Genomic DNA, 10,166 nt, shown 5'->3' on the forward strand with positions numbered 1-10,166 from the left:
GGAGTGCCGAGGACCGGAACGCGCTGGGCGCCGGGGCTGCTCTTGGCGATATCAGCGATATCGCCAAGAACGGCGGAAGCGGTCGCGTTGCCGCCGGCGCCGGGGCCGACCATCAGCAGTTCGCCGAGGATATCGGATTCGATCGCCACCGCATTGGTGACGCCGTCGACCTGGGCGATGACCGAGTCATGCGGCACCATGGTCGGATGAACGCGCTGCTCGATGCCGCTGTCGGTCAATTGGGCAACGCCGAGCAGCTTGATGCGGTAGCCGAGATCGGCTGCCGCGTGGATGTCCTCGATCGAGATATTGCTGATACCTTCCAGATAGATCTCGTCGGCGGCGATCTGAGTGCCGAAGGCGAGCGTCGTCAGGATAGCAAGCTTGTGAGCCGTATCGTTGCCCTCGATATCGAAGGCCGGGTCGGCCTCGGCGTAACCGAGGCGCTGCGCTTCCTTGAGGCAATCGGCAAACGACAGGCCTTCCTTCTCCATCCGCGTCAGGATGTAGTTGCAGGTGCCGTTCATGATGCCGTAGACGCGCGAGACCGTATTGCCGGTCAGCGACTCGCGGAGCGCCTTGATGACCGGAATGCCGCCGGCGACGGCTGCTTCGAAATTGAGAAGAACGCTTTTCTCTTCGGCGATCTTGGCAAGCTCGACACCGGACGCTGCAAGCAGCGCCTTGTTGGCTGTCACCACATGGAGACCACGCGTCAGCGCTGCCTTGACGGAATCGGCGGCAGCACCCGAGGCGCCGCCCATCAGTTCCACAAAGACGTCGATATCGGCCTCGTTGGCCATCTTTTCCGGCGTGTCGAACCAGGCGATGCCGGAAATATCGATGCCGCGGTCGCGCGACCTGTCGCGTGCCGTGACTGCGGTGATCTCGATCGCACGGCCGCACGTCGTTGCCAATTCATTCGCGCGGGTCTGGATGATCCGGACGAGCGAGGCACCCACAGTGCCGAGACCCGCAATGCCGACTTTGAGGGCGTCTGCCATGCTATTCTTCCTGATTGCCTGGGAGGTGGCGGCCCACGCGGGCCGCCGGAAATGCTGGTCCGATCAGCGGCGCGTGTTGAGCGAGATGACGTTGTGCATCGTCTCGTCGGCCGTCGACAGGAACTTCTTGATGTTGCGGGCCGCCTGGCGGATGCGGTGTTCGTTCTCGACCAGCGCCAGACGAACGTAATCGTCGCCCATCTCGCCGAATCCGATGCCCGGCGCGACCGCGACGTCCGCCTTCTCGACCAGCAGCTTGGAGAATTCGAGGCTGCCGAGGTGACGGAACTTTTCCGGGATCTTGGCCCAGGCGAACATGGTGGCTGCCGGCGGCGGCACTTCGAAACCGGCCTTGCCGAAGGAGTCGACCATCACGTCGCGGCGGCGTTTATAGACATTGCGGACTTCGGCAATGTCGGAACCGTCACCGTTGAGCGCGTGGGTCGCGGCCACCTGGATCGGCGTGAAGGCGCCGTAGTCGAGGTAGGACTTGACGCGGGTCAGCGCCGAGATCAGCCGTTCGTTGCCGACCGCAAAGCCGATGCGCCAGCCGGGCATGGAAAAGGTCTTCGACATCGACGTGAACTCGACGGCGATATCCATCGCGCCGGGCACCTGCAGCACGGACGGTGGCGGTTCGCCGTCGAAATAGATCTCCGAATAGGCAAGGTCCGACAGCACGATGATGTCGTGCTTCTTCGCAAAGCTCACCACTTCCTTATAGAAGTCCAGCGAAGCGACATGCGCCGTCGGGTTGGACGGATAGTTGAGGATCAGCGCCAGCGGCTTCGGGATCGAATGTTTTACCGCGCGTTCGAGCGGCGGAAAGAAGCTGTCATCCGGCTCGACCGACATCGAGCGGATCACGCCGCCGGCCATCAGGAAGCCGAAGGCGTGGATCGGATAGGTCGGGTTGGGGCAGAGGATGACGTCGCCCGGTGCTGTGATCGCCTGCGCCATATTGGCGAAGCCTTCCTTGGAGCCAAGCGTCGCAACGACCTGGGTATCCGGGTTGAGCTTCACGCCGAAACGGCGGGCGTAATAGGCGGCCTGGGCGCGGCGAAGGCCGGGAATACCCTTGGATGACGAATAACGGTGGGTGCGCGGGTCCTGGACCACTTCGCACAGCTTGTCGACGATCGCCTTCGGGGTCGGAAGGTCGGGATTGCCCATGCCGAGATCGATAATGTCCGCGCCACCCGCTCGCGCGCTGGCCTTCAAACGGTTAACCTGTTCGAAGACGTATGGCGGCAGGCGTCGGACTTTATGAAACTCTTCCATCTTTCTCCCCGTGGAAGGCGCGCAGCGTCAGACGCGACGCGCCGGTGTCGCATGATTGGCGATTTTTTGCTTTGCGACCAAAAGCGCCGAAACGCAAGTGCTAATTGCCGATATCGGCTGGCCCGGATGACTTGGTTTGCCCGGACGACTTGGCGATATGGGCTACTTGGCGATATGCGCCAATGCGTCCTTGCCGTGCTCAGCGGCAAGCTTGCGGTATTCGGCGACCCGGCGCTGATATTCGGCTTCGGAGATCGAACCGGATCTGCGCAGGCGGGCGAGCGATGCGAGGCGCGGCTCGCTCTTGTTGTAATCCTCGTCCTCGATCTGCTCGGCCGCAGCGCGCAGCGTCGGATCGAAGCTCGGATAGACGCCGGTGTTCTGCTTGGTGACCGGACCGGGTGGCGGCGCGTTCTTGCTTTGGACGACCACGGCCGGCGGTGCGGTGTTCGGAATACCGTCATCCAGAGCAAAGGTGTTGCTGTTGCAGCCGGCCAGCAGAGAGAGCGCGCCAAGACCGATGAAAAGCGGTAAGCTGCTGATCCGATGCCTCAGTTTTTCCATTTCCGTAACCCAGTTTCCGTCATCGGCCAAATGCACCTGAAGGCGCCGATCGCTGGCACTTGTATTCGCTTTCAGGCACAATGTACAAACGAAAACAACTAACAAACTGTGGGGAGGCCGTGCGTGGCGGAAAAGACCGAGGATAACGGGCGGGCCGGACAGGAATTTCCGGGATTCGACCCCAAATCGGTCGAGGCCTATGTGGTCAAGGACCCGCAGGCGCTCGCCATGAACTTCGCCAGGGCGCTCGAAAACCTGGGCAAGGCGGCATCGGAATGGCTCGGCCCCCGCGAACGCGGCGAGGTCGGCGATTCGGTCGCGGACCCGGTGACAGACCTCGTGAAGACCCTTTCCAAGGTCACGGAATACTGGATTTCGGATCCGAAGCGGACGCTCGAGGCGCAGACCCTGCTGTTCTCCAGCTATATCGGTATCTGGACACGCACTCTCAATCAGTTTTCGGGCCAATTCTCTGGCCAGCCAGTCGCCCCCGAAGCCGACACCCTGCCGAAAGACAAACGTTTCGCCGACGATGACTGGATGAAGAACCCTTTCTTCGCCCTCCTCCGGCAGCTCTACCTCGTTACCGCCTCCTGGGCGGACAAGCTGGTCAACGAAGCCGAAGGGCTCGACGAGCACACCCGGCACAAGGCCGCCTTCTATGTGAAGCAGGTGACGGCCGCCCTTTCGCCGGCCAATTTCGCTCTCACCAATCCGGAAGTGTATCGCGAGACCGTCGCCAGCAATGGCGCCAACCTAGTGGCGGGCATGAAGATGTTCGCCGAGGACATCGCGGCCGGCGGCGGGGACCTCAGGCTGCGCCATACCGACGCGACCAAATTCGCGATCGGCCGCAACATGGCGCTGACGCCGGGCAAGGTGATCGCCCAGAGCGAAGTCTGCGAGGTCATCCAGTACGAACCATCGACGGAAACGGTGCTGAAGCGCCCTCTCCTCATCTGCCCGCCGTGGATCAACAAGTTCTATATCCTCGACCTCAACCCGCAGAAGAGCTTCATCAAGTGGTGCGTCGACCAGGGCCACACGGTATTCGTGATCTCCTGGGTCAATCCCGATGAACGCCATGCGAAGAAGGACTGGGAATCCTACATGCGCGAAGGGATCGACTTCGCGCTGACCACGGTCGAGAAGGCTACCGGCGAACGCCAGGTCAATGCGATCGGTTATTGCGTCGGCGGAACGCTACTCGCGGCAACGCTTGCCTATCACGCCCAGAAGAAGAACAGCCGCATCGCATCGGCGACCTTCCTCACCACCCAGGTGGATTTCACCCATGCGGGCGATCTCAAGGTGTTCGTCGACGAGGAACAGATCGCGGCGATGGAAAAGCAGATGAATGCGGTCGGCTATCTCGACGGTTCGAAGATGGCCACCGCCTTCAACATGTTGCGCGCCTCTGAACTGATCTGGCCCTACGTGGTCAGCAACTACCTCAAGGGCAAGGAACCGATGCCCTTCGACCTGCTCTACTGGAATTCCGACAGCACACGGATGGCGGCTGCCAACCACGCCTATTACCTGCGCAACTGCTATCTCGACAACACGCTCAGCAAGGGCGAGATGAAGCTCGCCGGCAAGACGATCTCGCTCAAGGACATCAAGATCCCGGTCTACAATCTCGCCACCCGGGAAGACCATATCGCGCCGCCGAAATCGGTCTTCCTCGGCTCCTCGCTGTTTGGCGGACCGGTGGATTTCGTGCTGACCGGCTCGGGCCACATCGCCGGCGTCGTCAACCCGCCCGACAAGCAGAAATACCAGTACTGGACCGGCGGCAAGGCCGAAGGCCAGTACGAAGACTGGCTGACGGGCGCCGAGGAAAACAAGGGCTCCTGGTGGCCGCACTGGCACGCCTGGGTCGAGGCAAAGGACGACGAGCGCGTGCCGGCCCGCAAGCCCGGCGGCAAGGCGCTCAATGCGATTGCCGATGCGCCCGGCACCTACGTGCTCGAACGCGTCTGATCCTAATCCCGATGCGTTTTGATCCGCCGCTCGTGCCTGCGACACTCCTGCAACGCTACAAGCGCTTCCTGTTCGACGCCGTGCTGGAGGACGGCACGCCGTTTACCGGCTCCTGCCCCAATACCGGCTCGATGCGAGGGCTGACGACGCCAGGCTCGAAGATCTGGGTGTCGCTGCACGACAGCCCCACCCGCAAATACCGGCACATGTTCGAGATGGTCGAGGTGGACGGCGAGCGCGTCGGCATCAATACCGGCCTGCCAAACCGGCTCACCGAAGAAGCGATCCACGCCGGGCTGATCCCGAGCCTTGCCGGTTACGAGACGATCCTGCGTGAACAGCGCTACGGCCGCAATTCGCGCATCGACTTCCTGCTTCTGGGCAGCGATCTGCCGAATGCCTATGTGGAGGTCAAGAACGTCCACTTCTGCCGTGAGCCGGGGCTGGCGGAATTCCCCGACACCGTTACCAAGCGCGGTGCCAAACACCTGGAAGAGCTGGGCGACATGGCGGAGGCCGGTCACCGGGCGGTGATGATTTATCTCATCCAGCGGCACGACTGTTCGCGTTTCCGTATCTGCGGAGATCTCGACCCATTCTATGCGCTCGCCTTCGAGCGCGCCAAGTCCCGCGGCGTCGAGGCCTATGCCGTCGATTGCCACGTTTCGCCGGAGGAAATCGCGCCGTCGGGGCTGATCCCGATCGAAGATCTCGGCTATCGTTTTTCGGCCGCTTTGTAGACCGCATCTCGATCCCGTCTGCCGACGGCGACTACCAAGACGATCAGTTGCGTATCGCGAACTTCATAGACGAGGCGATAGCCGATGGAGCGCAGCTTAATTTTGTAGCGGTCCTTGGATCCATGAAGCTGGGCGGCAGCGACGCGCGGATTTTCGAGGCGTTCGGCCAATTTCTTCTTGAACTGCTCGCGGATATTCGAGTCGAGCTTGCGCCATTCCTTCAGCGCAACATCCAGAAACGCGAGCTCATAGCTCATCCAGCGTTACCTTGATGACGGTCTCGCCTGCCCGGCTGTCGGCAAGCGCATTAAGCTCAAAGTCTTCCAACCGGTCCATCATCGCTTCGTAAGCCTTTGCAGGCACGCAGTAGAAGGCGGGCTCATTGCGATTGAGGATGGCGACAGGAGCTCCGTCTCCTGCTGCGACGGTACCCATCGGGTTGCGCTTCAGTTCGGAAACGCTGGCGGTGACCTCGGCGAGGACGATGCTGACCATGGTGGCTCCAATGCTCCAATTCGCACCTTGTATAGACCCATAAGAAGCACTTTAAAAGGCTCGTTTCAAATCTACTCGTTCGGATTGTCGGGAAGAAAAGCGCTGAAATCTCCGATCGCCATGGACGAACCGGGGCCGGCTGCTTTATGAACGGAGAGATTGCGAGAGAAGAACCATGGTCAACTATATCGAGGCGGTTTCCGCCCCCCTCAAAAACACGGGCTCGATCCGGCTCTATACCGCGGACGACTTTGCCGGCATGCGCAAGGCCTGCCTGCTGACGGCGCGCTGCCTCGACGAGCTGGCGGCGATCGTGCAGCCCGGCGTCACCACCAATGCCATCGATCGCTTCGTTTTCGAATTCGGCATGGACCATGGTGCGTTGCCGGCGACGCTGAATTATCGCGGTTACACGAAATCCTCCTGCACCTCGATCAATCACGTCGTCTGCCACGGCATTCCGGATGACAAGCCTTTGCGGGAAGGCGATATCGTCAATATCGACGTCACCTATATCCTCGACGGCTGGCACGGGGATTCGAGCCGCATGTATCCGGTGGGCCAAATCAAGCGCGCCTCCGAGCGCCTGCTCGAAGTCACCTACGAATGCCTGATGCGCGGCATCGAGGCAGTCCGTCCCGGCGCCCGCACCGGGGCGATCGGAGAAGCGATCCAGACCTATGCGGAAGCGGAGCGCTGCTCGGTGGTGCGCGATTTCTGCGGCCATGGCGTCGGCCGGCTTTTCCACGACTCGCCGAACATCCTCCATTACGGTCGCGCCGACGAAGGTCCGGAAATGAAGGAAGGGATGATCTTCACCATCGAGCCGATGATCAATCTCGGCAAGCCGCATGTGAAGGTGCTTTCCGACGGCTGGACCGCGGTCACCCGCGACCGGTCGCTGTCGGCGCAATACGAACACGCGATCGGCGTCACCGCCACCGGCTGCGAGATTTTCACCCTCTCGCCGGGGGGCTTCGACCGGCCCGGCCTGCCGCCGCTTTCGAGGTAACGGATGGCCAACCGCTCCGCTCCTCCGCCGGACGAACAGGCGTCCTTCGTCGAGGACGAGCGCGGCTTTTTCGCCGAACAGCTGACAAAGCCAAAAGCCATCAAGAAGCCGGCACTTGCCGAGGACGACGAGCCGGCGGCGCATTACCATGGCCACCGCGAACGCCTCAAAACGAAATATCGCGAACATGGCGATACGGGGCTTGCGGACTACGAGATCCTCGAACTCCTGCTGTTCCGATCGATCCCCCGCCGGGATACCAAACCGCTTGCCAAGGCGCTGATCGCCCGCTTTGGAACACTTGCCGGAGTTCTCGGCGCGCCGCTCGGATTGCTGCAGGAGATCAAGGGCGTCGGCGAGGCGGTGGCGCTCGACCTGAAGCTCGTTGCGACCGTCGGGCAGCGGATGCTGAAAAGCGAACTGCGCGGCAAGCAGGTCCTGTCGTCCTGGTCTTCCGTGATCGACTATTGCCATGCGGTCATGGCCTACGAGCCCCGCGAACAGTTCCGCATCCTTTTTCTCGACAAGCGCAACGCGCTGATCGCCGACGAGGTGCAGGGTCATGGCACTGTCGACCACACGCCGGTCTATCCGCGCGAAGTCGTGCGCCGGGCGCTCGAACTGTCAGCGACTGCGATCATCCTCGTGCACAACCACCCGAGCGGCGACCCCACTCCTTCCCGTGCCGATATCGACATGACGAAGACGATCGTCGACACCGCGAAACCTCTCGGTATCACGGTGCACGACCACATCATCATCGGCAAGGACGGCCATGTCAGCCTGAAGGGACTGAGGCTGATCTGAGTTTTTGGCGTGGCGGTGACGAGTATCCGCATGCCTTTTCCGATCCCGGCGCGCCCAAGGATCAAGCACTGGCAGTTTACCGAAAGAGCATATTTCGTTGCAGATCGTTAGGTCACGCCACCTGCACCATGTGGCCTTCGGAAACCTCGCGATACTGGCGCGCCGGCGGCTGGAAACCCACCGGACGGACCGGGCTCTTCAATTCGTCATTGGAAATGCCACGACGGATGCCGCGGCGGGCCGGGTCCGGCACCGGAACGGCGGCCATCAGCTTTTTCGTATAGGGATGCTGAGGATTGTCGAACACCGCCGCGCGCGGGCCGATCTCGACGATTTCGCCGAGATACATGACCGCCACCCGATGGCTCACCCGTTCGACCACCGCCATGTCATGGCTGATGAAAAGGAAGGCGAGATTGAGGCTCTGCTGCAGGTCGAGAAGCAGGTTGCAGACCTGCGCCTTGATCGAGACGTCGAGCGCCGAGACGCTTTCGTCGGCGACGATCACCTTCGGATCGAGCGACAGGGCGCGGGCAATGGCGATGCGCTGGCGCTGGCCCCCGGAAAATTCGTGCGGATAACGGCCTGCCATGTCGGGCGACAGGCCGACCTTGCGGAGCAGGTCGGCGGTCTTCTCTTTCGCTTCCTTTGCGTTGCCGAGCTTGTGCTTGACAAAAGGTTCGGAGATTGCGGCGCCGACCGTCATACGTGGGTTGAGCGAGGAGAACGGATCCTGGAAGATCATCTGGATGGTCTTGCGCATGTCGCGCAGTCCGGTCTGATCGAGGCGCAGGACATCATATCCGTCGAGCGCCACCTCGCCGCTGGTGGGCTCGATCAGCCGCATGATCGAACGGCCGGTCGTCGACTTGCCGCAGCCGGATTCACCGACCAGTGACAAGGTCTCGCCCTGGAAAAGGTCGAAGGAAATGTTCTCGACCGCATGGACGGAACCCGTCTGTGTCGCGAAAAGGCCGGAGCGGACGGCGAAGCGGGTGACGAGGTTCTTGACCGCCAGTACCGGGGTCTTGCGGGTATCGACGGTGCCGGCGACTTCCTTCGGCTCGACGGTCTCGCCGGTAGCGATGTCGACGACCGGGAAACGGGTCGGCCATTTGCGATCCTGCATCGAGCCGAGTCGCGGCACGGCGGAGAGAAGCGCCCGCGTATACGGGTGCTTGCCGCGATGGAAGATCTCCTCGGTCGGACCGCTTTCGACCGCCTCGCCGCGATACATGACGATGGTGCGGTCGGCGATCTCGGCGACGACACCCATGTCATGGGTGATGAAGAGCACCGACATGCCCTCCTCCTCCTGCAGCACCTTGATGAGATCGAGGATCTGTCCCTGGATGGTGACATCGAGCGCGGTGGTCGGTTCGTCGGCGATCAGCAGCCTCGGCTTCGACGCCAGCGCCATGGCGATCATCACGCGCTGGCGCATGCCGCCGGAGAACTGGTGGGGATAATCGTCGAACCGGGCACCGGAATTCGGGATGCGGACCTTTTCGAGCAGGCGCACGGTTTCGGCGCGCGCCTGGGCTTTCGTCAGTCCCTTGTGGCGCGTCAGCACTTCCGAGATCTGCCGCCCGATCGTGAAGATCGGATTGAGCGAGGTCATTGGCTCCTGGAAGATCATCGAGGCGTCGTTGCCGCGCACGCCCCGCATCTCCTTTTCGGAGATCGACAGGAGATCCCGCCCGGAGAGCAGGATGCTGCCCTCGATCCTGCTCGTGTTGGCCGCGAGCAGCCGCATGATCGACAGCGAGGTGACGCTCTTGCCGGAGCCGCTTTCGCCGACGATCGCGACCGTCTCGCCCGGATGCACGTCGAAGGAGACGTCGCGGACGACGCTTTTCCATTCGCCGTCGACCAGGAAGGATGTCGTCAGGTTCCTGACGGAAAGAACAGGTGTCTCGGTCATTGGGGCTTCCGTCATTGGGGCTTCCACGGGGTGGCAAAGGAGGCCGAGGCGCAGCCTTCCGCCTCGCGGGCGGCTTCGAGTTCGGCGATCTTCTGGTCGATGACCCGGCGGTCGATCATGCCGTGCGGGTTTTCGCGCGTCGGCATGGTTTCGGCGACATGCAGAAAACGCTCCCGCGCCACCGCATAGAGCCGCCGCAATTCGCCGAGCGGATCGGCGTGATCGTCGGCATTGATGCGCAGCCACGGGTAATCCTGGTCGCGATAGAGGACCATGGCGGCAGACTGCTTGCCGCGCTTGTCGCCGCCGGCGGCCTCGCCTGCATCCATGGCGGCGAGCAGGCGCTCGGCGAGCGG

At 62.1% G+C, this 10,166-nt stretch carries 11 protein-coding genes; 4 read left to right on the forward strand and 7 right to left on the reverse strand.

Annotation, left to right across the window (positions count from 1 at the left end; all coding sequences use genetic code 11):
* The 3 genes from MOV61_RS24880 to MOV61_RS24890 all read right to left on the reverse strand — a co-directional run.
* A partial coding sequence (locus tag MOV61_RS24880; protein WP_247138513.1) for a homoserine dehydrogenase occupies positions 1-1,004 on the reverse strand: 1,004 nt, incomplete at its 3' end.
* A gap of 63 nt (positions 1,005-1,067) precedes the next feature.
* Entirely contained in the window at positions 1,068-2,285 is a 1,218-nt protein-coding gene (locus tag MOV61_RS24885) for an LL-diaminopimelate aminotransferase (RefSeq protein ID WP_038542482.1), read from the reverse strand.
* Between the two features lie 162 nt (positions 2,286-2,447).
* Positions 2,448-2,849 (reverse strand): hypothetical protein, encoded by a 402-nt coding sequence (locus tag MOV61_RS24890; RefSeq protein WP_247138514.1) that lies wholly within the window; start codon positions 2,847-2,849, stop codon positions 2,448-2,450.
* Between the two features lie 123 nt (positions 2,850-2,972).
* Here MOV61_RS24890 and MOV61_RS24895 point away from each other — a divergent pair, with 123 nt between their 5' ends.
* A complete protein-coding gene (locus tag MOV61_RS24895; protein WP_038542478.1) occupies positions 2,973-4,832 on the forward strand; it encodes an alpha/beta hydrolase in 1,860 nt (619 codons plus the stop codon).
* An 11-nt stretch (positions 4,833-4,843) separates the two neighbouring features.
* Positions 4,844-5,572: a DNA/RNA nuclease SfsA gene (gene sfsA / locus MOV61_RS24900; protein WP_247033318.1), complete on the forward strand. Its 729-nt coding sequence runs from the start codon at positions 4,844-4,846 to the stop codon at positions 5,570-5,572.
* Here the strand turns inward: sfsA and MOV61_RS24905 are convergent.
* Positions 5,548-5,829 carry a type II toxin-antitoxin system RelE/ParE family toxin gene (locus MOV61_RS24905; RefSeq protein WP_247033317.1) on the reverse strand — a complete coding sequence of 94 codons (282 nt, stop codon included), beginning with the start codon at positions 5,827-5,829 and terminating at the stop codon, positions 5,548-5,550. The genes sfsA and MOV61_RS24905 overlap by 25 nt on opposite strands.
* On the reverse strand, positions 5,819-6,067 hold the full coding sequence (locus MOV61_RS24910) for a type II toxin-antitoxin system Phd/YefM family antitoxin (protein WP_038586265.1): 249 nt from the start codon (positions 6,065-6,067) through the stop codon (positions 5,819-5,821). Before MOV61_RS24910 ends, MOV61_RS24905 begins: the two co-directional genes overlap by 11 nt.
* Positions 6,068-6,242: 175 nt before the next feature.
* On the opposite strand from MOV61_RS24910, the gene map reads away from it, so the two are divergent.
* Positions 6,243-7,079 carry a type I methionyl aminopeptidase gene (map, locus tag MOV61_RS24915; RefSeq protein WP_247138515.1) on the forward strand — a complete coding sequence of 279 codons (837 nt, stop codon included), beginning with the start codon at positions 6,243-6,245 and terminating at the stop codon, positions 7,077-7,079.
* A gap of 3 nt (positions 7,080-7,082) precedes the next feature.
* Positions 7,083-7,886, forward strand: coding sequence for a RadC family protein (gene radC, locus MOV61_RS24920; protein WP_038586259.1), 804 nt, complete (start codon positions 7,083-7,085; stop codon positions 7,884-7,886).
* Between the two features lie 112 nt (positions 7,887-7,998).
* Here radC and MOV61_RS24925 read toward each other — a convergent pair whose 3' ends face one another.
* Complete coding sequence (locus MOV61_RS24925; RefSeq protein ID WP_247138516.1) at positions 7,999-9,810, reverse strand: ABC transporter ATP-binding protein; 1,812 nt, start codon at positions 9,808-9,810, stop codon at positions 7,999-8,001.
* Positions 9,811-9,821: 11 nt separating this feature from the next.
* Positions 9,822-10,166: DUF1028 domain-containing protein (locus MOV61_RS24930; protein WP_247138517.1), on the reverse strand; the 345-nt coding region annotated here is incomplete at its 5' end.

Source organism: Neorhizobium sp. BETTINA12A (assembly GCF_023006485.1).
Lineage (GTDB): Bacteria > Pseudomonadota > Alphaproteobacteria > Rhizobiales > Rhizobiaceae > Neorhizobium.